Source organism: Calothrix rhizosoleniae SC01 (assembly GCF_900185595.1).
GTDB classification, from domain to species: domain Bacteria; phylum Cyanobacteriota; class Cyanobacteriia; order Cyanobacteriales; family Nostocaceae; genus Calothrix_A; species Calothrix_A rhizosoleniae.
The window spans coordinates 1-26,187 of record NZ_FYBH01000306.1 but is presented as its reverse complement, the minus strand read 5'-3'; the positions used below and the strand labels follow the sequence as shown (position 1 = coordinate 26,187).

Here is a 26,187-nt window from a genome sequence, read left to right as displayed (position 1 = left end):
GAAATTAATGACTTTTACTCAGCTTTCTGAGCTACAATAAAAACCGCTTTGTCTTTGCTCGGTTGCCATTGATAGTCAATGGTAAAACCAGCATTGATTAAACTGTTCTCCAATTCTTTGACAGTAAAAATCTTCACCAACGGTATCAAACCAAAGAAGTTTCCAATTGGCGCGATAATCTTGAACCACTTCATGGTATCTCCAAGACATGCTGTACTAGTGACGAAAAGTCCCCCCGGTTTGAGTATCTTATGAACCTTGGTGATTACCTCCTCCTTGTTTGACAGTAAATGCAAAATACTCAGCCCTAACACCATATCAAAGGTGCAGTCAGACACAGTTAATTCGTCAATAGTTAATTGTTCAAATGTGATATTTTTAATATTTTCTGTATCAGCTTTACCTTGGGCAATTTCAATCATTTTCGATGAAATATCTATGGCGTGAATATATTTCACATAGGGTGCGTGAATAATAGCAGTTGATCCTGTACCACAACCAAACTCTAATACCTCCATCTCTGGATGAAAGTATTGCTGCGTGACTTGCAGTTTTTTTCTCATAAGCAGCCTGATCAGCAATAGGTTGTTTTGAATAGCGCTCTGCAATTTTGTCCCAGAATTTAGTTGGTTGGTTCATCATAATCCCCTTTTATTTTTTCTTCTCTAGTTTTTTGTTAAAAATTGACTTAGGGGGTAGTAATTCTAAATTCTTCATTCTAAAAATTTTATCAAGATTGTTTGAAGATTATTTTGGTTAAGACAAGTTATTCTTAAGCTTCAAGAACTGCGTTACCTAATCTTTTCAGAATTTTGAGGATAACATCCAGTTCATGATTAGTTGGAAGCAGGGAATAAGCCCTCGAAAAATCATATAAAGTCTGTTCACCGCTAAAATCTAGCTTTAAAAACACAAACTCATCACCGTTGGTTGCTAGTCCAAAAGCCAGGTTGTCTTGTTTCGGTTGAGCCATCATATAGGAAAATAACTGAGGAAGAGCTACACCCACAGGAATTGCACTTCTTTTGGATTCTAAGGATAAAACCCACAAATTATTATTAACTACCAAAGTATCAATAAAACCTCTAAGTGTTTCAATTGTGTCGTTTATGACTACTTCTACACCAAAAGGGGAGCGAATTTGGTATGGCTCATCAAGAAATCCAGCTAGTTCCAGTAGAGGTGAGGTAACGAGCAGATTAACTGTTCCTTCTAGCAGAAAACCATCTTCGCGATGGTAATCAAACCGTTTTTTGATCTTACCAATTCCGGCTTTCTCTTCCGGGCTTAGTTCTTCCAAGCTCTCACTTAACTCATTAAAAAACCTTGGGTTTCTAGTTTTTTTCAGATTAAAGCTTCTGTGTAAATCCTTGAAAGTTTTGATTCTATCTGTGACAGCTAAAGTCATATATAACCTGAGTTCGGGATCAGAAAATCTGGTAGAAGATCGGGAACAGGGAACAGGAAAGAGTAAATAATTACATAATAATTATCGTCAACTTTTTGACCGAGAAAGAAAAGGATGCAAGCCCCCAAATTCATTTGTGGAAGCTCTCCTGCATCTTCCTGACGTGTTTCTTCTATCCAGGTTGATAGCCTTTGTCCCACTCTAATAATAGCTTCAATACTTTACTAATCAATTATCATGGGACAGATGGAATCTTAATTCTTTTTCACAAAGCAGCGATCGCACAACTATTTTACAAAACTTAAAAAAGGCAAATTTTGCAGCTAGTGAAACCTCCGGTTACTCACTCCAATTTAATCAAGGGGAACGCCAAAGCGAACCTGTCTTGGTGAAAGTCAAAGGAGGTAAATTTGTTGTATTACCAGAGAAATAAGCTACAAGTACTTCCGAGTTTTTCTAACTTTCAAATTGCTTAACAGCATCTAATAAATACTCCATGTATGTACTAGCGACTATAGACAATTGTTTCCCAGATGGATAAACAAAATACCAATTCCGACGAATCGGAAAATGCTCCACATCTAAAATCGTAATTTCATTTCTCTCTGCTGATGAGATTAAGGTATGGCGAGATAAAACAGAAATACCTAATCCACCAATAATGGCTTGCTTAATAGCTTCATTGCTACCCAACTCCAGTTTTACCTCTACTTCTACATCATTGTCATCAAACAATTTTTGTACTGATCGACGAGTTCCCGAACCTGGCTCCCGCATAATAAATGTTTCACCATGTAGAGCTTGAATGGGTATATTTTTCTGTTGAGCTAAAGGATGATTTACAGGTGCTAAAACCACCAAGGGATTTTCTAAAAATTGCCGGTGGGTGACATCCATATTTTCTGGCACTTGAGTCATAATATATAAATCATCAAGATTGCTAGTCATGCGCTCTAGCATTCCTTCATGATTTGTCACCTGTAAGGAGATATCAATACCAGGATAAAGTTGACAAAAAGGACCCAATAACCGAGGAATAAAAAACTTTGCCGTTGTAATTACTGCTAAACGTAATTGTCCCTGTTTTAGCCCTTTTAAATCGGCTACTTTCATTTCAAATTGAGCCATCGTATCAAAAATTTGCCGACAGGTAGCAAATAATTCCCTTCCAGCCTCCGTTAAATAAAGGCGCTTCCCTACCTGCTCAAATAATGGTAATCCCACCGACTTCTTCAGTTGCTTAATCTGCATGGAAATCGTCGGTTGAGTCAGAAATAGCTCCTCGGCTGCACGGGTAAAGCTACCGTGTCGCGCCGCAGCTTCAAATACTTTTAACTGATGTAGCGTTGCTTGATTCAAAAGATGTTCTCCGAGTGAGCGCAGTTCAAAGTTGTGATTAAAAACACAAGGTGCAACTTTATCTTCAGTCCCTTACTTAGTACAGAAAGTGATACCCATTTGAAAAATGATTGGGACAGATGGAAAGGAAGAAAAGCTTATGTAGTTACTTGGCTTCAGTCCACTTTTATACATGTCATTCCAAGTTGCTAAACCCCAGTTATAAGTAAACCTGGCAATTCCGGCGTGATTACTCATAATTATTTTTTGCTTGTGAGTTAGATTTAACTTGGTTTTGATAGATAAAAGCATGAATTAAAATCAATTATCCAACAATGGGCGGCTCTTCCATGATTATATAGCTATTGACAACCCAGATATAAAAAAAGCGATAGAGGAGTTGATAGATTGTTTAGGAGAGAAATAGTCGGAAATTACCAGTTATTCACACTCTTCATTCACTAACTCTTAAGCCTAGACTGAACAGTGCTGCACCTCTATCTATAGACTCAACGTGTAGTAAGTTGGGAATCATTAGACAAAATGTCTATCAATAGGTATATAAAAAAAGTTGCACAGGGCATTAAAACATAGGAAAGTCCCAATTTTTAAAAATATACTTATCATTTTGAGCATAATTAAACGGAGAAAAGAATATAAAGCCATTAAATTAACTCCAAATGCTTCATTCACCACGACAGTGGATTTAAACATTTGGCATATTCCCTAATAAATAATTTAATACTTTTCGTGGGTATCAGGCGACGCAAATGCCATTGTAATATACAACCCATGATTATAGACTATAATCTATCCCATTTATTTAAATAACGGTATTTTACTTATGGGACTGAAGAGTTAATATTGAAATGACAAGCCAAGCAAATCACAAAATTATCCTTACAGTCCCAACGCTCTTGATTCTAATCGGTGCATATTAATGTTTGATTTTATTCCAAAGTTTCGTATGTTTCTTCTGTCACTTTGACAGGAAGTGTTGTTAAATCTGGCAACTTCAAAACCTCTCTTTCGGCAACTTGCTCTTTAATATTCACTGGTAAATTGACTGGTTGGAGTTGCTCTACCCAACAACTTGCGACTGGCAAAGTCTGCTCTAATTCGTCTAGTGGTCGAGGAATAACCATGACAGCATTTAACTCCCCAATGCTTTCTGCTTCGTACATTCCAGCTTCCACGGCTACAGCAACATTTGCCACAGAACCACGAATAATTGCCGTACACAAGCCAGCACCAATTTTTTCATATGCTGCTAAATTGACATCCGCCGACTTTAACATCGCATCTGCGGCTCCCACCATTGCTGGAAATCCTCTAGTTTCCACTAAGCCTATGGCTTGGTTACTCAGACGACTATAATTACCACCTTCTGCAATTTCATGTAGACGGCTAGTAATTGGTAATACCACACTTAAATTAGGGTTTGGCCGGGGAATTACCAAGCTAGACACAAATTGGTCGAACTGTTTGGCGGTTTGTTCTCCAGATTCCACTGCTAGACGGACATTGGCAATCCCACCCCGAACAATAGCAGTGCAGTGACCATTACCAATTTTTTCATATCCAATTAAATGAACCTCAGCAGATTTAAGCATCATATCCGCCGTACCCACAATTGCTGGAAAACTCAGGGTAGATACCAATCCTAAGGAACTGTCTAGGGAATAATCTCGACGACGGGATCTTTGGTATGCCTCCATGTAAAATCTCCAGGGTACTCAAGCTGATAATTATATAATTAACACTTAATCAGACTGATTGTCAGAGAGTGGTTTATTTCGGGATTGGCGATGGGGAAATAAAGTAATCAATAACTGTTGTACACTTCCTTGCCCATAAATATGAGCGCCAAAACTTCCCGGAGGTGCGATCGCAGGTTGAGAATCTTCTGCTGTTTCGGTCGAGGTATCTATCTCTTCAGGGGATGTATCCGATTTTTCGGTGTCAGTAGCTTGGATTTGAGTTTGCCCAACTGGTTCGGAAACATCTTTTGTTTCTAATTTAGCTTGCTCAACTGGTTCTGGCTGGGAAACATTTGTTGTTTCCAATTGAGCTGGCAATACTGATTTGTCAACAGTTTTTGTTTCTATTTTGACCTCTATCTCTACTTGTTCTTCTCCTGTTGTTTCTAAACTTAATTCAGGGGAAACAGTTGTAGATGATTGTGATGGCAAATTTGCTCCCATCTCGCCGACAGGTTTTGCAATTGCTCGACTACTATCTCCTAGAATTGAACCAGGTGCAATTATTTGTCCCCGTTCAACAGAACAGTGGAACACTGTTGTTGCTGAACCAATACAAGCATTTTCACCAATTTTACCTTCACCCACCATCAGAAATCCAGCCCCCAAGTTAGCCCCTGTGCCGATTTCTAAGGTTCCTTGTTCGGCTTGGAGAATAGATCCCATGCCAATACATACTCCCGCACCAATAATAATTTTACCATTGGGAGTTGCTTGGAGAATTACCCCTGGTGCGATCGCTGCACTGGGATGAATAATCACCTCGCCACTGATATAAGAATCAAAGTTATTGCCTAGGCGCAGTGGCGGCACAGACATGGAATTTGTAACCTCAGTGATTAGTAATTGGTAATTAGTAATTAATTACTAGTCACTAGTAAGCAATTTACTAGCAACTAGTAACTTAACTTACCCATTTATGGACGTTGAATAATATTTTCCAATACTCGACGTTTCGCTTTGGGGTCAATCCCGATTAAGCGCACATATTCTCCTTGATACTGAGCCAGATAAGATTCTAAGGCAGCAGCTATATCTCTCTCATTTCTAGCTTCAATTTGCCCGCAGCTTGACCAAGAGCCAGTGCGGAAGCGTCTTTTATCTACATGTTCGGCGCTAATTTTGAACCCACCGGCCAATAATTGGCGAATTTGATCCATGACTTCACCACTCAAGCTGCCACTGGCAACTGAAGTAGTACTGCTACTGCCAGCATAACTACTGCTAGCAACTGTCTTAGAACCGCTAGATGCAACTACTGGACCATTGGGACGTTGAATAATAGTTTCCATGACGCGACGCCTGGCTTTAGCATCAATCCCAATCAATCGCACATATTCCCCTTGATGGTTAATCATGCATTCTTCCAAAGCAGCAATTACTTCATTGGCAGAATTGCTATTTATGGGTTGACAACTTTGCCAAGAGCCTGTACGGAATCTCCGCTCATCTACGTGTTCCGTGCCGATTTTAAAACCACCAGCTAATAACTGGCGCACTTGGTCAAGGGTTTCTGCACCTAGGGAACCAGAACCATTACCGTTGCCGTTACTACTGCTGTAGCTAGTAGATTGTCGGGAGGGGGCTTTAAAGGTACTTGCTCCCTGTACTACTCCGCTAGGACGCTGAATAATGGTTTCTAGTACCCGTCGCCTGTCTTTGGTATCAATGCCAAATAAACGAACGTATTCCCCACTATGGTCTGTCAGACAAGTTTCCAAAGCTGCGATCGCTTGATCCACAGATCTAGCTTCAATGGGTGAACAGCTAGACCATGAACCAGAACGGAATCGCCTCTCATCTACATGTTCTGTACCAATTTTGTATCCTTGTTGCAACAGATAGCGAACCTGATCTACTGTTGCTTCACCCAACCGATTGCTAGACACTTGATTACTCCTTTCAAACCCATTCAAACTTGTACTTTTTGTACTGATGTAAGAACCATCCATTTCATCCCGAATGGGTGCAATGCATTTATTATCCTCAGCACAAATATAACCAGCCCGTAGTGCCTGATTAATTCCCACTACATGGTGTGCAAACTGTTTATCATCAGCTTGCACATCTGGTAATCGGTCAGCCTGCTGCTGAGTCGTAATTACAGCTCCAGAAGGGATATACTTACCTGGAGGAATTTCCACATTCTCAATCAGGGCGTGCATCATGACGATGCAACCAGCACCCACTCTGGCATTAAATACCGTAGAACGAAAACCAATAAAGCATTCATCCCCGATATAAGCTGGTCCATGAATTAAAGCCATATGGGTAATACAAGCATTATCGCCCACCCATACCGAGTATTCCTGTTGATCGTCACCAACAACTCGACCTTGCTCCAAACCGTGAATGACTACACCATCTTGAATATTAGTATTTTCACCAATAAAAAAAGGCGTACCTTCATCGGCTCTAATTGAAGTCCCTGGGGCAATAATGACATTCGGACTGATGGTTACATCACCAATAATATTGGAAAAAGAATGTATATAAGCTGTTTCATCAATTTTTGGTTCAGCTAAATTCCTTGACCATGGTGTTGGGGGAGCCGCCGTACTGCGGACTACCATTTTGGGATCCCTCCTCTCTTCTGCTACTGGCTACTAGCTATCAGTTATCAGCTTATCTGTAACAATAAATAAAAATCAGATTTATTATTATGAACTAAAGAGCCGATTGCTAATGGCTAAGAAATCCATCGCTATCTAGCGATATTGTTCTTTTTTGTTGTAAATTTGGCGATTTTCGACATAAATTGTATCGATAATCGCCACTACTACTGCATCCACAGGGCGTTTCTCATTACCTTCAACTTGGCGTGCTGCATTGCCACCACGACTGATGAGTACCCACTCATCCATTCCCGCACCAACACTGTCAGCAGCTACCTCATACTCTGGTAAAGCTTGCCCTTCTTCATCAATAAGCTGCAACAAAAGTAGTTTCACACCTCGAAGATTAGGATCTTTTTGGGTACTAACTACCGTGCCACGAACCTTGGCAATTTGCATTTAAGGATTACTATCTAGGACCACCAGGGCGAATGGGGTTGACACTTTCGCGGAACTGTTCTACATCTTCCGTATAATTAATCGGCAATACATATTCCAAGTTCTCATGGGGACGAGCAATAATGTGGGTGGATAGTACTTGCCCAAAACCTGCTTTTCCTTGTCCATCAGTTACTCGCTTCACATTTTCTACCCCAGCAGCTACTGAAGCTTGAACTTCCGAAACATCCCCTCGGACAATTACGGTTACACGACCACTACCGATTTTTTCATAACCAACCAAGGTTACACGGGCAGCCTTGACCATAGCATCTGCTGCTTCTACTACTGCTGGAAACCCTAAGGTTTCTACCATTCCCACTGCAATTGACATTTTTTTAATCCTTAACCAAACAATTTAAACGAACACCCAACTAAAGCCACAAGAAAGACAAACCGACAAAATTTGGAGATTCTAGTTTGAGATTGCATATCCCTTGCAAATCTGCAACTATATTTTTTTACTGAATACAACCCATCACGCATTCGCTCTTTGGGCTGAATCCAAAAATTTTCACCCCTTGCCAAGCCCTAAGTCCGGAACTGCTCCACAGCCTCTGTATACTGAATCGGCAACACATATTCCAAATTCTCATGGGGACGAGCAATGATGTGTGTTGACAAAACTTCACCACCATCTACTCTTTTGACACCACTAATTCCAGCAGCCACTGAAGCTTGAACTTCCGAAACATCTCCCCGGACAATTACGGTCACGCGGCCACTACCAATTTTTTCATAACCAACCAAGGTCACACGAGCTGCTTTCACCATCGAGTCAGCAGCTTCTACAACCGCCGGAAAGCCTTTAGTTTCAATCATCCCAACCGCAATTGACATCGCAGAACTCCCACTAAAATTAATTCGCTTCGTACATTTAAGTTAATTTTTTGACAGGAATACCCATCTTGTGGCGATTAAGTATTCATATAATCAAGCATAGAAAAGCTTTGCCCCCCTGGCAATATAAATTACCATAATACTTTGTAATAAAAAAGTTTAAAAAAGTTAATCGCCCAGGAGTTGTTGCTTACCTGAGCTGTAAAGATACATTGTTTTGATAACTGATGCTTCTGCTTTATAATTTATTTATTAGTTATTAGGCAGACATTTGTTATACAACCTAATTTTATTTGTGGGACATATCAGTCATTGATTTGATGGTACACAGTGATTTTTATCACATCCATCAAAAAAAGCATTTACCAATGTTATTGATCATACTGGCACTCTCCATAAATAAATGTCCATTTTTTGAGCATAATTAATAAAAACAAGGAAGTATTAATATTCATACAGCAGGGAAAAACTCCATTTAGATATGGATTTAGTCAGCATATTTATTGAGAATAAGAAATATATGAAAAAGCAACAAATACTTTTATATATTGGTTTGTATGAATTGATATAAATATTTTCAGGCTAAATAATTTCGGGAAACATACATGAATCAATTGCTATTTTCAACAAGTTGGTGTGTACCCCTTTATGGACTAATGGGTGCTATTCTCAGCTTGCCCTGGTCAATGGGAATAGTGCGTCGCACAGGCCCTAGACCAGCAGTTTATCTGAATTTATTGGCAACTTTATTCGCTTTCTTTCATAGTATATTTCTTCTGCAAAATATCTGGGATAAAGAAGCAGAAAATATTTCATTTATGTGGTTTCAAGGTGCTGATTTTCACCTGTCTCTTGATTGGGAAATCTCTGGAATCAGTATTGGTGCAGTTGTTTTAATTACTGGATTAAGTTTACTAGCACAGACTTATGCCCTGGGCTACATGGAAAAGGATTGGGCTATAGCTCGTTTCTTTGCCTTAATGGGATTTTTTGAAGCAGCATTAAGTGCTTTAGCAATTAGTGATTCTTTGTTCGTTGTCTATGCTGTACTGGAAATTCTGACTCTGTCCACTTATTTGTTAGTCGGATTTTGGTATGCCCAGCCCTTAGTAGTGACGGCGGCGAGAGATGCCTTTTTTACTAAACGGGTGGGGGATTTATTGTTATTAATGGGGGTCGTAACCCTTTCTACCTTCGCAGGGAGTTTAAATTTTTCTGATTTATATGAATGGGCACAAACAGCACAACTAAGCCCCTTGACCTGGAATTTGTTGGGTTTAGCATTGATTGCCGGTCCCTTGGGGAAATGCGCCCAATTTCCTCTACATTTGTGGCTGGATGAAGCTATGGAAGGACCAAACCCAGCTTCAGTCATGCGAAACTCTATGGTAGTGGCTGGTGGTGCTTATGTTTTATATAAACTGCAACCAATTTTAGCCTTTTCACCCTTGGCTTTGGACACCTTGGTAATTGTGGGTGTATTAACTGCTGTGGGCGCAACTTTGGTATCTATTGCCCAAATAGATATTAAACGAGCATTATCTCACTCCACCAGTGCTTATATGGGTTTGGTGTTTTTATCAGTGGGTTTGGAACAAGGTGGAGTCGCACTCATGTTACTGTTTGCCCATGCCATCGCCAAAGCCCTATTATTTATGAGTTCTGGGGCTGTAATTATGACCACCAGTACCCAAGATTTGACGGAAATGGGGGGCTTATGGTCACGGATGCCAGCCACAACCACAGCTTATGTGGTAGGAGCTGCTGGCATGGTTACTTTTCTACCCCTAGGTAGTTTTTGGGCAATGCTTTCTTGGGCAGAAGGTTTGTGGCTAATTAGCCCTTGGGTACTGTGGGTATTAGTTTTGGTGAATGGATTTACAGCATTAAATTTAACTAGGGTATTTCGCTTGATATTTTGGGGAGAACCACAACCGAAAACCCGCCGTGCACCAGAAGTTCCCTGGCCACTTGCCGTACCGATGGTGTCTTTATCCATAGTCACCCTGTTAGTACCATTAATGTTACAGCAGTGGTATTTGCTACCTGGTTGGGACAGTATTAATTGGTATGTCCTTTCATTATTAGTACTTTCCAGCGTGTTGGGTGTAGTTATTGGTTGTACTATTTACCTGCACAAAGCCTGGTCACAGTCAAGAATTAAAGCCTGGAGATTTGTGCAAAACTTATTGGGTTATGACTTTTATATCGATCGCATTTATAAACTAACAGTGGTAAGTGCGGTAGCCTTATTATCGAAATTTTCCGCATGGTGCGATCGCTATGTAGTTGATGGTTTGGTAAATTTGGTCGGATTTGCAGCTATTTTTAGCGGACAAAGTTTGAAGTATAGCATTTCAGGTCAATCCCAAGGTTATTTATTCACCATCCTCATGGGTATCAGTCTCCTTGGCTTGTTTATCATCTGGTCTTTAGGTTTGTTAGATAACTTAACCTTGCTCAAAACATTGTTTTGATTAACTTTGCCTGTTATTTTTTATCTAGTTTATTATGCTCAGTGCTTTAATTCTGCTGCCACTATTAGGGGCAATTATAATTGGTTTTTTTCCAATTGGGATAACGCCAAAGGTCAGTCGTAATTTAGCTTTGATTGTGACTATCCTGGCTTTTTGCTGGACAATTGTCTTAGCCATTCAGTTTCAGCCAACGGATTTCAGTCAACAGTTTACCGCATCCTTTCCTTGGATAGATGCTTTAGGTTTAAGCTATCAGGTTGGTATGGATGGTTTATCCTTGCCATTGTTACTTTTAAATGGATTGCTAACTGGTATTGCGATTTATAGCACCAACCCAGACATCCAACGTCCAAAATTGTATTATTCCTTGCTATTGTTGCTCAGTGCAGCAGTCATGGGCGCGTTCTTAGCACAGGACTTACTATTATTTTTCATATTCTATGAGCTAGAGTTAATTCCTCTGTATTTATTAATTGCGATTTGGGGTGGGGAAAAACGGGGTTATGCTGCGACAAAATTCTTGATTTATACTGCTTTGTCTGGGATTCTAGTCTTAGCTAGTTTTCTGGGTGTGGTTTGGTTAAGCGGTTCTACCAGCTTTGCCTTAGCAGGCTTAAATACCAGTGCCTTACCCATGACAACTCAAATTATTCTCCTAGCAGGGATTGTCATTGGTTTTGGAATTAAAATTCCTTTGGTTCCATTCCATACATGGTTGCCAGATGCCCACGTAGAAGCCTCTACACCTATTTCAGTCTTGTTGGCAGGGGTACTGTTAAAACTGGGCACCTATGGTTTACTCAGATTTGGCATGAACCTATTACCTGGAGCTTGGAGTTATATATCTCCCTGGTTAGCAACTTGGGCAGTAGTAAGTGTGCTGTATGGCGCATCCTGTGCGATTTCCCAAAAAGACATGAAAAAAATGGTGGCATATAGTTCTGTGGGACACATGGGTTATATTCTCCTAGCCGCCGCCGCCGCTACCCCCTTAAGTATTTTGGGTACAGTTATGCAGATGGTTAGCCATGGCTTAATTTCCCCATTACTATTTTTACTAGTGGGCGTGGTATATAAAAAAGCAGGTAGTCGTAACTTAGACGTAATTCGGGGGTTGCTGAATCCAGAAAGAGGTTTACCCTTAATTGGTAGCCTGATGGTGTTGGGAGTCATGGCAAGTGCTGGCATACCTGGTATGGTGGGATTTATTTCTGAATTTATTGTCTTCCGTGCCAGCTTTGAAGTATATCCGGTACAAACCCTCCTCTGTATGGTGGGTACGGGCTTGACTGCGGTTTATTTCTTAATTTTGACCAATCGTGCCTTTTTTGGTCGTTTATCTGACCAAGTTATGAATTTACCACGGGTGTATTTGAGTGATCGCATCCCTGCAATTATTTTAGCTACCTTGATTATTATTTTTGGTATCCAACCATCTTGGTTAGCACGGTGGACGGAATCAACCACAACCATGATGGTAAATAATCAAAACTCCTTGGCTAGCGTTGTCTTAGAAAAGTATCATTCTCCAACTAATCAATAACTGATAATTATTTTTATTGAAGTGAAGGAAAATAAATCAGGCGAATCATAAGGGCACGGCATCGCTCAATCTTTGAATATATAAAAGTATCTTACTGCTACCGTGCCCCTATCCATCTGTCGGATTCTTTTTTCAAAATGGTATAATTATCACTCCCTGCTCCTTTATTTGTATTTTTGGAAAAATAGCAATGGTCACTACTACTAAGCAGGCAAATGAGCACCCTTTGAATGAATTTATTGAACGCCTCAAAACAGGAAGAGGATTACTAGTTGATACTCCCCAAAATGTCTTGGAAGTAGTAGGAATCCTCAAAAGTTATGGCGTGGTTTTGGATGCTTATTCCAATAATTTAATTTATATCGCCGAAAATCAATTTCTAGTATTCTTTCCCTTTTTTAAATATTTTAATGGTGAAATTAATTTTGCCAAATTAATACGTCATTGGTGGCATGATCGGATTAATTTTGAGTATGCAGAATATTGTATGAAAGCCATGCTATGGCACGGCGGCGGTGGTTTAGATGCATATTTAGATTCAGAAGATTTTCGACTGAATGCCAAAGCAGTAATTCAAGCCAAATTCAAAAATAATCCCTTAATTCTAGGTATCAATCAATTATTTCCAGACTTTTTAATTGAGCAGTTACGGGTTTCTTCTTATTACAGTGGATTAGGTCAATTCTGGCGAGTAATGGCTGATATTTTTCTCAGTTTGTCAGACTTATATGACCAAGGAAAAATTAAATCTATACCTGAAGTTATAGAACATATAAAAGCAGGTTTGGTGGCAGATGCAGGCAGACCAATTGTTTACACTGTCAAAATCCGCGAACAAGTTTATGATATTCTGCCTGCCAAAGTAGGTTTAACATTTTTACCAGATACAGCCATACCCTATGTAGAAGCAATTTTCTTTAGAGGAACTCCCTTCCCTGGAACTGTTTCCTACAATGCTCAAGCTTATCAAATTCCTCCCGATCAGGGTAAATTTCAGTACGGTGCATTGTATGCTGATCCTTTACCTATTGGTGGCTCAGGTATTCCTCCCACCTTGCTAATGCAGGATATGCGCCACTACATACCAGATTACTTACATGCAGTTTATCGCCGCACTCGTCGGGGAGAAGATGATTTACTGGTGCAAATTTGCGCCACATTTCAGAAATCCATGTTTTGTGTCACCAGTGCAGCGATTATTGGGTTAATGCCTTATGCTGGGGATACTCAAGACCCATCAGAGCAAGAGGCGAATCAAGTATATCTAGAAAAATGGTTGAATCGCCTTCAGACTTCCCGTTTGCTAGATGTGAATAAGTAGGGGAGTCATTTCAGTTATCAGTTATCAGTTACCCCATCGATAAATCGAGGGGCTTGAAATAGCTATGCAGCGCGGTATTGGGGAGCCAGCGTTGTAGACGGGTTTCCCGTCGCAGACGACTGGCGTTGGTTTACCCCATGAGCGACTGCATCAAGAAAGGAATAATTGTAAAAGAGTGCTGACGCATCGCGGCACAATTATTTCTAATTTTTCCACGGATAAATCCAGGGGCTTGTATCCTGTTTATTTTTCGGTCAAAAATATACTTATTTTTACATCATTACTATGCAAAGACATTTCCCTCTCCTTAATAAGGCTACGGTGTACACAGAAGTCTTCAAATCCCACCTGTAAGCGGCTTTTGAACTCAGACGAAAATCGCTCGCAATGACGATTTAACGAGGTTTTAACCCCCGAAACCTATGCGGAGCCCACTTGTGTGTACACGTGAGCCTTAATAAGGAGAGGGATGTCCGATAGGACAGGGTGAGGTTTTATATTTATATTTAACTGGTGTTACTTACTTTCCATCTTCATAAATTCAGGCTAACTTGGGATAACAAAGCTGCAAAATCCAGGAATTATGCAAGTTTGCCAAAATCCCAATTGTTCCAACCCTTTCAACCCTGATGGCAACAAATTTTGTATCAGTTGTGGTTGTGGGGATTTCTCTACCCTATTACGAAACCGCTTTCGAGTACAGAAAGTCATAGGTGAAGGTGGTTTTGGTAGAACCTATTTGGCTGAAGATACAGATAGGCTAGATGCAGCTTGTGTAATTAAACAATTTCTTCCCCAATTCCAAGGAACAGCAGCACTGAATAAAGGTAAGGAACTATTTAAGCAAGAAGCAAAGAGTTTATTTGCACTAGGAGAAAATCATACCCAAATACCTAGGCTCCTGGCTTACTTTGAGCAAGGTTCGGGGATGTATTTGGTACAGGAATTTATTGAAGGGGAAAATTTACTCGCTGAATTGAAGCAGCAAACCTTTGATGAACCGAGGATTCGTCAATTGCTGGATGATTTATTGCCAGTTTTACAATTCGTTCACGAAAATAATGTAATTCACCGGGATATTAAGCCAGAAAATATCATCCGTCGTAGGGATGGAAAACTGGTATTAATTGACTTTGGTGGAGCCAAACAAGTAACTCAAACCAGTTTAGCTAGACAAGGAACAGGGATTCATACTATTGGTTATGCACCCACTGAACAAATGCAAGGGTACGCTTCCCCTGCTAGTGATTTATATGCCTTGGGTGCAACTTGTGCCAGATTAATCACTAAATGTATACCTCTACAAGATGCCCAAGGAATAATTCATGACAAATTGGGGAGAGTGCTGGATAAGTTGCTGAAACATTTTGCTAGGGAAAGATATCAATCAGCAGCAGAAGTGATTAATGACTTGCACTCTCCTGTATTTTCTCCACCAGCAACTATTATTGCTCCTCCTCAACCAGTACAAGCGAATCAATTAAGTGTAAATGTTTCTACTCCACAGCAACCTGTAGGTAATCCTTCTCAAAAATCAACCCCACCCCAAAAGAAACCTGGTTTACCCCTCAAAACTTTTTCCTTTGAGACTGTTACTGTGAATGCACAGGGAAATATTGTTAATCGTCGCAACCTGGAAGCAAAATACTTTGTAGAAGATTTGGGGAATAGTGTCACCTTAGAGATGGTGGAGATACCAGGGGGGACTTTTATGATGGGTTCACCAGAAGGAGAAGAAGGGCGATATGACAGTGAAAGTCCTCAGCATCAAGTTACCGTTCCTTCCTTTTATATGGGTAAATATGTAGTTACTCAAGCCCAGTATGAAGCAATCATGGGTAAAAATCCTTCCCGCTTCAAAGGTAAAAAGCGGCCTGTAGAAAGGGTATCTTGGAACGATGCGGTAACATTTTGTCAGCGTCTCAGCCATAAGACAAGGCGTACCTATCGTTTACCCAGTGAAGCCGAATGGGAATATGCTTGTCGTGCTGGAACTAAAACACCATTTTATTTTGGGGAAACGATTACCAGTGATTTAGCGAACTACGACGGGAAATTTACATATGCTTCTGCACCTAAAGGGGAATATAGGAAACAAACCACAGATGTAGGGACTTTTCCACCCAACCGATTTGGTTTATACGATATGCATGGAAATGTGTGGGAATGGTGTGCAGATTCTTGGCATGATAACTATAAGGGAGCTCCAACAGATGGAGGAGTGTGGTTAGAAAATGGAAATAATAGTTGTTCTCCTCTGCGGGGCGGTTCCTGGCTCTTCTATCCTAGTGTCTGCCGCTCTGCGTACCGCTACGACCTCCATTGGGCGGAGCGCGACAGCATCGACGACGATAGCGGTTTTCGTGTTGTCTGTGCCGTTGGGAGGACTTAAATAGCCCTTTATACTCTTCCCCTTTTCCCCTTTACACTTCTTAACTTTTCCCTCATCCGCCGAAGGCGGAAAATTTTTTTCACAGCTAGATATTGGTTGCTGGTATCTACTGAGCTGATAGCATTTTTCATTTGCTTGCACCACATATAAATGTAGGGGTTTAGCATTGCTCATTGGTGTCAACTTAACGTCAAGCCCTTATCCCGCAAGGGAATGAATTCCCTTGCTCATACGCGAAGTCATCTAGAAGATGACTAAATAACCTAGGTTCTCTTCAGTCTACTTTAGTAGACTTTGTATATTAGCCCTGAACTAAAGTTCCGGGTGGGTGAGAAAGCCAACGGATCAGGGACTTCTAGCTTAAGTTGACACCAATGAGCATTGCTAAACCCCTACGGTGTGGTCTATCAATCTGAAAATAGCCACAAACCGAGATATACACTAAATATTTTCCTGTTTCAACCAAGCTTGCAAATCAGCCATACTACTGAAATCAAGCAAAGCTTCACCCAGATTTTCCAATTGTTCCAAAGGCAAAGCTTCAATCCGTTGACAAATATCCTGTGGTAATTCTCCCACACAGCGAGTTAACAGACGGAGAACGAGCCGTGCTTCAGTTAAGCGTCCCTGTTCTCGCCCTTCCTGTATTCCTTCTTGCTTAATTTCCCGATAAACTCGTGTTTCTTGAAGTGTAATTCCTAACATTTCCTCTACCTCCCTTTGAGTTTTATTGGTAAACTTGTACACCATTATTGTTGTGACTAACTCTATAATGGTGCTATTGCCTGGAGTTGCTACTTGCTGATTCCTGGCTAATATATACCTTGCTTCTTGTACTGACTGCTCATCTTCAATTGTAGTCAATACCATTAATGCTACCCATATAGGTAATTGGCGAATATCACCCAATTCATCCAAATAGATGCGATGTACCTGGGGACTGTTAAGTTGATTGATGTAAGGGATAATATCATCTTGCTCTGTGCTACGGGATGGATAAATTACTACCAGTTGCAGATTATTAAAACGAGAACGATTCCGGTAAAAATATAAGTAAGATTCTGCAAATATCCTTTCGTAAAGCAAGTCATCTTTTTTAAATTGCACCTCACAAAAATAAACAACCCCAGAATTTTCACCTTCAGGTGGTAAAAAGACTCCATCGATTTCAAATTTTGGTTCTTTAACAGCTACAGAATCAAATCTGTATTCGCTCGCATTTTCTGGTGGATTTGTCAATAATTCAAATAGTAAATTTGGGTATTGTTGAAATAGCTTATAAAAAATCGAATCTCGACGCATGAAAGTTGTAACTGGAGATTACACCTCCTTGATTTTAAGCTGCCAATATTGCTTCTTTGATAGTTTATCTTTCCCTGTCAACATTTCTATACAAGCATTTGCCATCGCGTTCTTTAGTCTATCCGCTAAAATAAACCATATAACTGCCGCCAAGGAATTCCCCAATGGTTACTCAACTACCATCATCCCCAGGCATCATCTACCCAGAAAGCGACGGGCAGCCAATGGCTGATAATACCAAGCAATTTGAACTAATAGTATTAATTAAAAAGAACTTAGATTTAATATTTGCCGATAATCCCAACGTTTTCGTCGCTGGTGACTTACTTTGGTATGCCGTTGAAGGCAAACCCAATCTCCGTAAAGCCCCGGATGTGATGGTAGCTTTTGGTAGACCAAAGGGCGATCGCGGTTCTTATCTACAATGGCAAGAAGACAATATTCCCCCACAGGTAGTATTTGAAATTCTCTCCCCTGGTAATACCCACAGAGAGATGATTGAAAAATATGATTTCTATCGCCGCTATGGGGTAGAAGAGTATTATTTATACGACCTAGATACGGGTGAGTTGTCAGGCTGGGTACGGACAGATACAGATTTACAACCAGTTAACGAAATGTCTGGCTGGGAGAGTCCCCGGTTAGGAATCCGCTTTCAATTATCTGATGATAAACTGCACATTTATCGCCCTGATGGTGAAAGATTTCTTACTTATGTAGAATTAGACCAACAGCGACAACAAGCAGAAGCCAGAGCTCAACAGGAGCGTCAGCGTGCAGAAATAGAACGTCAGCGTGCAGAACAAGCAGAGGCTGAGTTACAGGCTTTACGTTCTTTATTGCAAGAACGGGGTATTAACCCTGAATAAAATCCTATAGTCTTTAACTCGAAATGTTAAGCAATATAGGCTTCAGATAGATAATCAGCCGCAGCAGCCACAACTGCGATCGCACTTTCATAATTTAAGCGGGTGGGACCGAGTACTCCCACACTTCCTGACATGGAACCCCGATGATAAATAGAAGAAATTAAGGAACAAGAACGGATTGGCTCCAAAGGATTTTCTGCACCAATCCTGACTGTTACTTTTGATTTTTTACCATCTTCCCCATCCGGTTCTTCACAAATTAATCGCCACAATTGTTCTTGCTCTGATTCCAGCATTTGCATAATTGTTTGTACTTGCTGAATCTCAGAAAATTCTGGTTGGCGTAAGGCTTGTGAAATGCCACCAAACATAATTTGCGTGCTAGCTGGCGTACTGCTTCTTTTGGCAAATTCTGTAATTGTTTTGGTTAATAAGTCACCATAGCGTTGAAATTCTCGATCTAGTTGACTCCAATCGAGATTTGTTAATTCCAATAAACTTTGCCCCCGCAATTGGCTGTTTAAGAAGTTAGAAACTATTTGTAATTCTCGATCAATTACTTCCACATCGATTTCCGCAGCTGTGATCGCTGGAGCTATATTTATGATTGCGGAATGAGTTTCATAACTATCTGTAACTACAATCAACATTACCCTTCCGGGTTCAACTTGTACCAGTTGCAAGTGTCGCAACATACCAGTATTACTTTGAGGCATGGTAATTAAACTTATACAACCACTCAAAGTTGCTAATATCTGTGCTGCTCCTTGGATGAGAAAGTCCAAATTCCAATCTTTTTGTGTCAAACTCTGTTGCAGCAGTTGTTCAGCTTGTTTTGTCAGGGTTTCTGAAGGCTTTATCAGTCGATCTACATAAATTCTATATCCAGAATCTGAAGGTATTCTTCCCGCAGATGTATGGGGTTGATAGAGTAATCCAGCCTTTTCCAGCACACCCATAATATTACGAATAGTGGCCGAGCTTACACCAAGCTGATACTCATCGACTAGAGCTTTGGAACCTACAGGCTCTGCGGTGGCAATGTAGTGACGTACTGTTGCCCAAAGTATGTGTTGTTGTCGATTTGTTAACTGTACTTGCATAGAGCAGAATTTACTGAGGCCAAATCATTAATTAAGGTTTGAAAAAACTTGGCATATGACAATGCCCAAAAAAGTATGAATAGTAAAAAATAATGCTAGTAATAATTTTTTATTATGAATCAATGATTTACTTTTTGTAAAAACAAATCAAATAAACTTTACATTTCTCTCATACATTTTTCGCCCCCAGAATAAAAATATTTACATGTAAGTAAGCCCCCCACGGGCAATTTTGCCCACAACCAAGAATGAAAATACTTCTTCCCAATTCCCCACTCCCGATTCCCCACTCCCCATTTTCTAGCTAGTCGATTTGCAAAATATTTACACTTATGTATTGGTACATATAGTTCCTGGGAAAATTAGTAGATAATAAATCCTACAACATAACCAATGCTGAATATGGAACATGAACGCTGAATTTTAGCGATCGCTAGTATTTGGTATTTTTACATTTCATTACATGATTAGGTTTATTTGTGCCTATTTAATTATTTCTATTTGTGGGTGAGAGTTTTGCTTCGATAGTCTGTCTTATTATTCTCACTTATATAAAATATATTTTCATGTCTATGGCAAAATGACTGTATTCTCAACTACGTTCTATTTTTCCATTTTCCTTTATCATGTTCTAGGCGAAAACCTAGGTATGATGAGGAAAACATAACCTAGGTAGTGCGACAATTGCGCCCACGTCCACATCTAATACTGGGGAATAGAAGAATCGACTACAAGAGAGTAGGCATCAATTCCACCAGAGATATTTTTGACATTGGTAAATCCTTGGGATACTAACCATTGGCACATTTGGGCAGAACGCATACCATGATGGCAGAGTACCAAGGTTTCAGCGTGGGGATTGAAGCGACTAGGAACTTGTTCTGCCCATTGGGAAAATTGACTCAATGGGAGATTAACAAAACCATCAATACTAGCTATGTCTACTTCTGGAGGTTCCCGTACATCTACCAGTTGTATATCTGATTCTGCCGCAGATAAACGTTGAGCTAGTTCTTCTACACTAATCTGATCCATAAATTAAATGAATTAAATCTGGTGAATAGTCCTATACTTTAGCCTACTATTTATGCTGGGATTGAGCCACTCTGGGCAATAAATTGATGGGGAGTGTGGGGAGTTTGGGAGGTATGGGGAGTGTGGGGAATGTGGGGAGAATAAAGAGGTAATAAGCTTTTTGCTAAATCAGCCCCATCTCCTGTAAACCTTGACGCAATCGTTGTGCTTCCTCTGGGTTCTGTTTTTTATGGAGAAAAATAGCTCTCTTGAAAAATGCCACACTATCTTTAACATTACCGACTTTCAACAATACCACTCCCAAATTTTGACAAGCATCGGCATATTTAGGATTTAGCTGAATTGCCTTTTGATAAGAAGCGATCGCATCTGTGTATAAATTCATCGTCTTTTGAATCATTCCCAGGTTATAATGTCCGGTGGCAAAATTGGGATCAATTTTGATGGCAGTTTCATAAGCAGTTTTTGCACCAACCAAATCCCCATTAGCCTTCAAAGTGCTACCCAAATTGTTATAAGCTCCCAATTTCAACAAGGGGTAAATGGGTAATTTAACTGCCTCTCGATAGTAATAAATAGCTTGTTGAGCAAGTTGCTGGCGATTGTGAGCAATACCCAGATGATAGTAGAGTTCGTATAAAATATCCTCATTCATTCCATCTTCTGAGTCTGGTAAAGAATAATTTTGTTGTAATAAACCTACCCCTTGCTCTAATAATTCCAACCCTTGGGTAACCTTTCCCATCTCCACATATAAAGCACCCAACTTGCTGTAAACATAAGGATCTTGGGGATTACTAGCCAGATAATCTTCCATTGCTGCAAGAGCTTTAGTGATTTTATTTTTTTGGGAAATCGCATCTTGTTGATAACCTTGGTGCTGAATTGCTACACCCTGTAAATAACCAATTTCCCAATGTGGTTCCTGACGTAGTACTTCGATGACACTATCATCCACCAAAGCATGGTAGGGGCGAGAAAAACGGATATCTGGGTGATTTCTAAACAAGCGAGACACCATAGAATAGGGAGACTGTATTGCACCCACCTCATGACGAACCAGATTGATCAGCAAATATTCTTCCCCTTGGATTGCTTCTTTTAATTGGGGCATAATACTTGGTATTAGGGTTTCATCCGCATCTAAAACCAACACCCAATCACCAGTCACATATTTTAAAGCCTCATTCCTAGCTGCACTAAAGTCATTACACCATTGGAAATCATAAACTTTTGCTCCATAATCCCGAGCAATTTGCGGGGTCTTGTCAGTAGAACCAGTATCTAATACAACTATTTCATCTACGAATTTTTTCGCACTTTGCAAACACTTAGGTAGTGCGAACGCTTCATTTTTAACAATCATACAGAGACTAAGTTTCATAAATCTATTTTTCTAAATTTCAACAAATATGCCACAAATTCTTGTGGTACAGCCATCTTGGCTGCTATTGAATCAGGCAGTCTCGATGAAAATAACTCTTCCCTATCCCTCAACCCCTAACACCTAACCCCTATTTTCAAGTCAGGAGGCAGTCCCAATGAAAAAAATTTTCATCATCAAGTTATGTCCTCCCACGAGAAAATCTCGCAACCAAATATGAAAATACCTCTAACCGACTCCCGACTCCCGACTCCCGATTCCCCACTCCCCATTTTCTAGCTAGGAGGCTCAATGTTCCTAGGAGTCTTCAACTAACTCAGGTGAAACCTTCATCCTCACAACAGCGTCAATAATTTTAAACCAAACTAGTTCTCAAGCAGTTTTTCCGCTTCATCCAGATAGTACCTTTTGTATCTGGATAAAGTACTTATTAAGACAAGTAAAATACATAAAGACAAAAGGAACTCTTAAATCCACCAATTGCTATGATATCTGCTGATAAAGTACCTCAACTGCCTGTAAATCCCTGGGGATTAGCCTTAATGTTGCCAGTTGTACTTTTGGGCATAATGTCTATTGACAACCCACTGCGCCCAAATACACTTTCCCTACAAACCGCTACAGCCCAAACGTCTGGGACAAATAGTCCCCTTACCATCCGTGCCGATGTCCAAGAATATGATGCTAAATCCCAAGTGGTTATAGCTCGGGGTAATGTACAAATGTCATATCCTGCCCGTAAAATCCAGGCAACAGCAGCCCAAGCACAATACTTTAGCAAAGATCGTCGCATTGTTCTCAGTGGCAATGTTTATATTTTGCAAAATGGTGGTAATAGTATTCGAGGCGAGACTGTTACTTACTTGATAGATGAAGGTCGATTTGTGGCGTTACCCAAAGCTGATCGTCAGGTAGAATCCATTTATATTGTAAATGATACCCAAATAAATAATCAGAACAATGCACCTGCACCAAAGACTCCGCCCCTGAAAGGGAAAGAGTGAAGGAGGGAAGGAGGGAAGGAGATTACGATTACTTTTTCCCTTTTGATATATAAATTAGTGATAAATATCATTAAGAAAAAAATTAGAACCTATACCAGGGGTTAATTAGCGACTAAATATGTCACACTGCAATATTAGAGTCTATTTTTTCCTCTCCTAAGAGTTCAGTAGTTAATTCTAGAAAGAGAAAGGGCGCGAATAGTGAAAATTTTCTTGGAGAACATCCATAAATCCTATGGGAAAAGGGTGATTGTCAATCGCGTTAATCTTTCTATTGCCCAAGGTGAGATTGTTGGTTTACTTGGTCCCAATGGTGCCGGTAAAACGACTACATTTTATATTGCAACAGGTTTAGAAAAACCAGACCGAGGAAATGTCTGGTTTAATGATCAAGATGTCACTTCTTTACCTATGCATAAAAGAGCACAAATGGGTATTGGTTATTTAGCACAAGAAGCCAGTGTTTTTCGTCAACTGAGCGTGCGGAATAATATCCTATTAGTATTTGAGCAGACTCAAGTACCTAGATGGAAATGGTCTGGTAAGTTAAATAACTTACTCCAAGAATTTCGCTTGGAAAAAGTAGGTAATAATAAGGGCATACAATTATCTGGGGGTGAGAGAAGACGCACGGAATTAGCCAGAGCACTAGCAGCAGATCCAAAATTTCTCTTTTTAGATGAACCATTTGCAGGGGTAGATCCGATCGCAGTTGCGGAAATTCAGCAAATTGTTAAACAATTATGCGATCGCGGTATCGGTATCTTAATCACCGATCATAATGTCCGTGAAACCCTGGCAATTACAGATCGAGCTTATATTATGCGTGATGGACAAATTCTCGCATCTGGTAATGCTGAAGAACTCTACAATAACCCCTTAGTTAGACAATATTACCTGGGAGAAAATTTTCATGTGTAATTTTAATATAGTGATGCTCAAAATGGGAGCCGCCCAAAGGGCGAACGCATCCATTTATAATTTTTATTCTTAATAATTAATTTATAATTTTGATATTGCTATTCGCCAATTTATTGAATATTTAGTGTTTGGTGATACCAGTAAATCCCTGTTAATTGATTATTTAAACATTTCTGATGATTGAACTTTAGGTTAATTAAATACATATATACATACAAAACTACATACAGAATTTCACTTTCAAGAAATAGCAGATTTAGTAATCATAACCATTGCTTATGAAATTCAAAAGCGTCCAATCCCTTCATAGTCTTACTTCACTGCTATCGTTTTCCATCATGGATCGCTACTTGATCGGTGAATTATTACCACCATTTTTATTTGCTTTTGGAGCTTTTGTTTCTCTCGTATTTACGGTAGATAATTTATACGAACTGATGCGTAAAGTAGTGGAAGCAGGACTACCTTGGGATATTGCTCTCAAGGTATTTGTGCTGAAATTACCCAGAGTAATTGTATTTGTCTTTCCTATGTCCACATTATTAGCGACTTTGATGACCTATAGTCGCCTATCAAGTGAAAGCGAACTCATTGCTTTACGCGGGTGTGGAGTCAGTGTATATCGGATGGTATTCACTGCCGTAATTATGAGTTTTATTGTATCAGGAATCACATTTATTGTCAGCGAAGAAATTGCTCCGGCTGCCACCTATGAAGCGGCTAGAACTCTAGATGTGGCATTAAAATCAGATAAACCCGTTATTGTTAAACAAAATAATATTTTTACCCAGAATATCGCCGAATTCAACAGGAAGATGGCAGTAAAAACAAAATTTTAGCAAGGCTATTTTATGCCGATCAATTTGATGGTAAACAAATGAAAGGTTTAACAATTGTTGACCGTTCTCAAGAAGGGCTGAATCAAATTGTAGTGGCAGAGACAGCCGAATGGAACCCAGGGGATAATATTTGGGACTTTTATAACGGTACTATTTATTTGGTTTCCCCAGACCGTTCTTATCGTAATATTCTCAAATTTGAACACCAAAAATTGCGATTACCCCGTACTCCCTTAACCTTGGCAAACAAAAGTCGGGATTATGATGAAATGAATATTGCTCAAGCAAGTGAACAATTGGAATTAGAACGTCTGGCTGGTAATGAGAGAAAAATTCGTAAACTGAAAGTCCGCATTCAACAGAAACTTGCTTTTCCCTTTGCTTGCGTTATTTGTGGCTTAGTAGGTGCATCTGTGGGAACCATACCTCAACGTACAGGTAGAGCAGCTAGTTTTGGCATTAGCTTGCTAGTTATTTTTACTTATTATATCGTCTTAGTTGTTGCTCGCACTTTAGGGGATACAGGTTTCCTCTCACCATTTGTAGCAGGGTGGTTACCTAATTTAATTGGTCTAGGAGCAGGTGTATTTTTATTAGGGCAGATTGCTAAAAGGTGATACTATAATCCATCTATTGTAGAGGTGCAATGCTTGTGTCCTTACTGTTGGTGAAATTATTTTCAGCAAACTCTACCTCGTCCATATTTAAACCTGGAGTTTCTGATTATTTGGATGTGTCACTGTGATGTAAGGAAGCAATCTCAAATTCATGGATCGAAAAATACGGTTCTCAAGGTAGATGAACCTCAGTTCGGGTTAAGGAGCTTTATTTCACTTTGAGAGGATGATTAATGCCTGAAACAACGCAAACACGTTTATGAAGACCAAAATCAGGTAACGATATAATCAGGGTTTGAGCTTATCCCGAACTCAGGTTAGATGAGGTTTAGTTAAATTTTTCTTGAGTTTGAAAGTTCCAATAGCGCCAATAGCCAATAAACCTAAACCAGCAGCAGGTTCTGGCACTCTTTTTTGCCATCAACTTTTTCTAGGCGACCATAAATTTTAGCACTATTCGCCATATTCTCTTCAGTTATGAATTCATTAGTTAGATGGTCATTTTGGTGGAAACCACTGACTACTAGTTTGTAAATCTCTCCATTAATATCAAATAACTCTGTTGAATAAATGCTGGGAATTGAAACGATATCCTCAGGATGGCTTGAATCATTAGGGGTTTCTTCATGTTTAAAAGAAAGATTAAATAGATGAGATGAACCTCCAATATTGAGATCGAGAGCTAGATTTGCTTCTGTTATAGAGTAATCTGTAATTGGAAAATTATTGTGAGTAAATGTACCCAACAGTTCATCTTCATCTAAACCTAAAGATGTATCCGTACCTGCAAACACGTAAGAACTTTGTTTGTTGTTAATAGTAGGATTACCCCAGCTAATTTCATTGGTTCCGATCCCACTCACGACACCTTGCCCGTCTTTCTTAACACTTGTCCAAATACCGGACGTTGTTATGTTCAGTAAGTCATCTGTATTTAGAGAAATTACAGTGGGTGTTTGGGGTTTTGGGTTGAGTGCTTTT

The 26,187-nt window shown here is 39.8% G+C and carries 23 protein-coding genes and 1 pseudogene; 8 read left to right on the top strand and 16 right to left on the bottom strand.

Annotation, left to right across the window (positions count from 1 at the left end; genetic code table 11):
• Window positions 1–14 precede the first annotated feature (14 nt).
• The 10 genes from CALSC_RS18650 to CALSC_RS18600 all read right to left on the bottom strand — a co-directional run bounded on the left by CALSC_RS18650 (window position 15) and on the right by CALSC_RS18600 (window position 8,399).
• Window positions 15–563 carry a class I SAM-dependent methyltransferase gene (locus tag CALSC_RS18650; protein ID WP_235006850.1) on the bottom strand — a complete coding sequence of 183 codons (549 nt, stop codon included), beginning with the start codon at window positions 561–563 and terminating at the stop codon, window positions 15–17.
• A 209-nt stretch (window positions 564–772) separates the two neighbouring features.
• Window positions 773–1,408 (bottom strand): type I restriction endonuclease subunit R, encoded by a 636-nt coding sequence (locus CALSC_RS18645; protein WP_088242793.1) that lies wholly within the window; start codon window positions 1,406–1,408, stop codon window positions 773–775.
• A gap of 456 nt (window positions 1,409–1,864) precedes the next feature.
• On the bottom strand, window positions 1,865–2,767 hold the full coding sequence (locus tag CALSC_RS18635; protein WP_088242791.1) for a LysR family transcriptional regulator: 903 nt from the start codon (window positions 2,765–2,767) through the stop codon (window positions 1,865–1,867).
• Window positions 2,768–2,839: 72 nt separating this feature from the next.
• Window positions 2,840–3,058 carry a helix-turn-helix domain-containing protein gene (locus CALSC_RS27590; protein ID WP_268807224.1) on the bottom strand — a complete coding sequence of 73 codons (219 nt, stop codon included), beginning with the start codon at window positions 3,056–3,058 and terminating at the stop codon, window positions 2,840–2,842.
• A gap of 638 nt (window positions 3,059–3,696) precedes the next feature.
• Window positions 3,697–4,464, bottom strand: a complete 768-nt coding sequence (locus CALSC_RS18625; RefSeq protein WP_088242790.1) for a BMC domain-containing protein — start codon at window positions 4,462–4,464, stop codon at window positions 3,697–3,699.
• Window positions 4,465–4,509: 45 nt separating this feature from the next.
• Window positions 4,510–5,325, bottom strand: a complete 816-nt coding sequence (locus CALSC_RS18620) for an LbetaH domain-containing protein (protein WP_088242789.1) — start codon at window positions 5,323–5,325, stop codon at window positions 4,510–4,512.
• Window positions 5,326–5,423: 98 nt separating this feature from the next.
• Complete coding sequence (locus CALSC_RS18615; RefSeq protein WP_088242788.1) at window positions 5,424–7,079, bottom strand: ribulose bisphosphate carboxylase small subunit; 1,656 nt, start codon at window positions 7,077–7,079, stop codon at window positions 5,424–5,426.
• Window positions 7,080–7,214: 135 nt separating this feature from the next.
• Window positions 7,215–7,520: a EutN/CcmL family microcompartment protein gene (locus CALSC_RS18610; RefSeq protein WP_088242787.1), complete on the bottom strand. Its 306-nt coding sequence runs from the start codon at window positions 7,518–7,520 to the stop codon at window positions 7,215–7,217.
• Between the two features lie 10 nt (window positions 7,521–7,530).
• A complete protein-coding gene (locus tag CALSC_RS18605; protein ID WP_088242786.1) occupies window positions 7,531–7,893 on the bottom strand; it encodes a carbon dioxide-concentrating mechanism protein CcmK in 363 nt (120 codons plus the stop codon).
• A 197-nt stretch (window positions 7,894–8,090) separates the two neighbouring features.
• Window positions 8,091–8,399, bottom strand: a complete 309-nt coding sequence (locus CALSC_RS18600) for a carbon dioxide-concentrating mechanism protein CcmK (RefSeq protein ID WP_088242785.1) — start codon at window positions 8,397–8,399, stop codon at window positions 8,091–8,093.
• Window positions 8,400–9,004: 605 nt separating this feature from the next.
• On the opposite strand from CALSC_RS18600, the gene CALSC_RS18595 reads away from it, so the two are divergent.
• From CALSC_RS18595 to CALSC_RS18580, 4 genes are all read left to right on the top strand, one after another.
• Window positions 9,005–10,876, top strand: a complete 1,872-nt coding sequence (locus CALSC_RS18595) for an NAD(P)H-quinone oxidoreductase subunit F (RefSeq protein ID WP_088242784.1) — start codon at window positions 9,005–9,007, stop codon at window positions 10,874–10,876.
• A 34-nt stretch (window positions 10,877–10,910) separates the two neighbouring features.
• On the top strand, window positions 10,911–12,419 hold the full coding sequence (locus CALSC_RS18590) for an NADH-quinone oxidoreductase subunit M (protein WP_088242783.1): 1,509 nt from the start codon (window positions 10,911–10,913) through the stop codon (window positions 12,417–12,419).
• Between the two features lie 190 nt (window positions 12,420–12,609).
• A complete protein-coding gene (locus CALSC_RS18585; RefSeq protein ID WP_088242782.1) occupies window positions 12,610–13,740 on the top strand; it encodes a CO2 hydration protein in 1,131 nt (376 codons plus the stop codon).
• Between the two features lie 583 nt (window positions 13,741–14,323).
• The gene (locus CALSC_RS18580) at window positions 14,324–16,132 is read left to right on the top strand and encodes a bifunctional serine/threonine-protein kinase/formylglycine-generating enzyme family protein (protein WP_088242781.1); all 1,809 of its coding nucleotides are present in this window, start codon (window positions 14,324–14,326) and stop codon (window positions 16,130–16,132) included.
• 441 nt (window positions 16,133–16,573) lie between these two features.
• Here the strand turns inward: CALSC_RS18580 and CALSC_RS18575 are convergent, their stop codons facing one another.
• Window positions 16,574–17,434 carry an Rpn family recombination-promoting nuclease/putative transposase gene (locus tag CALSC_RS18575; RefSeq protein ID WP_088242780.1) on the bottom strand — a complete coding sequence of 287 codons (861 nt, stop codon included), beginning with the start codon at window positions 17,432–17,434 and terminating at the stop codon, window positions 16,574–16,576.
• 164 nt (window positions 17,435–17,598) lie between these two features.
• Here CALSC_RS18575 and CALSC_RS18570 point away from each other — a divergent pair, with 164 nt between their 5' ends.
• A complete protein-coding gene (locus tag CALSC_RS18570; RefSeq protein ID WP_088242779.1) occupies window positions 17,599–18,303 on the top strand; it encodes a Uma2 family endonuclease in 705 nt (234 codons plus the stop codon).
• Between the two features lie 26 nt (window positions 18,304–18,329).
• On the opposite strand, the gene hrcA is transcribed toward CALSC_RS18570, so the two are convergent.
• From hrcA to CALSC_RS18555, 3 genes are all read right to left on the bottom strand, one after another.
• Window positions 18,330–19,406 (bottom strand): heat-inducible transcriptional repressor HrcA, encoded by a 1,077-nt coding sequence (hrcA, locus tag CALSC_RS18565; protein ID WP_088242778.1) that lies wholly within the window; start codon window positions 19,404–19,406, stop codon window positions 18,330–18,332.
• A gap of 702 nt (window positions 19,407–20,108) precedes the next feature.
• Entirely contained in the window at window positions 20,109–20,441 is a 333-nt protein-coding gene (locus CALSC_RS18560; protein ID WP_088242777.1) for a rhodanese-like domain-containing protein, read from the bottom strand.
• A 163-nt stretch (window positions 20,442–20,604) separates the two neighbouring features.
• Window positions 20,605–21,825, bottom strand: coding sequence for a TPR domain-containing glycosyltransferase (locus tag CALSC_RS18555; protein ID WP_235006848.1), 1,221 nt, complete (start codon window positions 21,823–21,825; stop codon window positions 20,605–20,607).
• A 485-nt stretch (window positions 21,826–22,310) separates the two neighbouring features.
• Here CALSC_RS18555 and CALSC_RS18550 point away from each other — a divergent pair, with 485 nt between their 5' ends.
• From CALSC_RS18550 to CALSC_RS18540, 3 genes and pseudogenes are all read left to right on the top strand, one after another.
• Window positions 22,311–22,829 carry an LptA/OstA family protein gene (locus CALSC_RS18550; RefSeq protein WP_088242775.1) on the top strand — a complete coding sequence of 173 codons (519 nt, stop codon included), beginning with the start codon at window positions 22,311–22,313 and terminating at the stop codon, window positions 22,827–22,829.
• 201 nt (window positions 22,830–23,030) lie between these two features.
• On the top strand, window positions 23,031–23,750 hold the full coding sequence (lptB, locus tag CALSC_RS18545) for an LPS export ABC transporter ATP-binding protein (protein WP_088242774.1): 720 nt from the start codon (window positions 23,031–23,033) through the stop codon (window positions 23,748–23,750).
• Window positions 23,751–24,088: 338 nt separating this feature from the next.
• A pseudogene (locus tag CALSC_RS18540) lies at window positions 24,089–25,206 on the top strand (LptF/LptG family permease).
• 312 nt (window positions 25,207–25,518) lie between these two features.
• Here the strand turns inward: CALSC_RS18540 and CALSC_RS28215 are convergent.
• A complete protein-coding gene (locus CALSC_RS28215) occupies window positions 25,519–25,614 on the bottom strand; it encodes a PEP-CTERM sorting domain-containing protein (protein ID WP_088242773.1) in 96 nt (31 codons plus the stop codon).
• Window positions 25,590–26,187 (bottom strand): choice-of-anchor K domain-containing protein (locus tag CALSC_RS26610; protein ID WP_200817684.1); only part of this gene is annotated, 598 nt, incomplete at its 5' end. The genes CALSC_RS26610 and CALSC_RS28215, both read right to left, overlap by 25 nt.